We start from the raw sequence: 266 nt of genomic DNA, 5'->3' as shown, positions 1-266 counted from the left end.
AAATAAGGTTAGACCGTATGTTGATTACAGAATTGGGCTATTTTGCCTTGCTTACCGCTTTAGTACTGGCGTTATTGCAGGTAATTCTGCCAACTATTGGTGTTATTCGTAACCAAGTTGCTTGGCAACGACTAGCCCCTAGCCTAGCTTGGGCACAGTTTGCCGCCATGATAACGTCATTTGGCGCTTTGATAGCAGGTTTTTATTATAATGATTTTAGCCTCAGTTACGTCGCGCAGCATTCTAATACGCTGTTGCCTTGGTAC

At 43.6% G+C, this 266-nt stretch carries 1 pseudogene; it reads left to right on the top strand.

Annotation, left to right across the window (positions count from 1 at the left end):
* Positions 1-17: 17 nt before the first annotated feature.
* Positions 18-266: pseudogene (locus tag AAEY94_RS20725) on the top strand (heme lyase NrfEFG subunit NrfE); the annotation flags it as partial.

The organism is Shewanella sp. AC34-MNA-CIBAN-0136 (assembly GCF_040309945.1).
Classification (GTDB): domain Bacteria; phylum Pseudomonadota; class Gammaproteobacteria; order Enterobacterales; family Shewanellaceae; genus Shewanella.
This window is presented reverse-complemented; position numbering and strand designations above follow the sequence as displayed.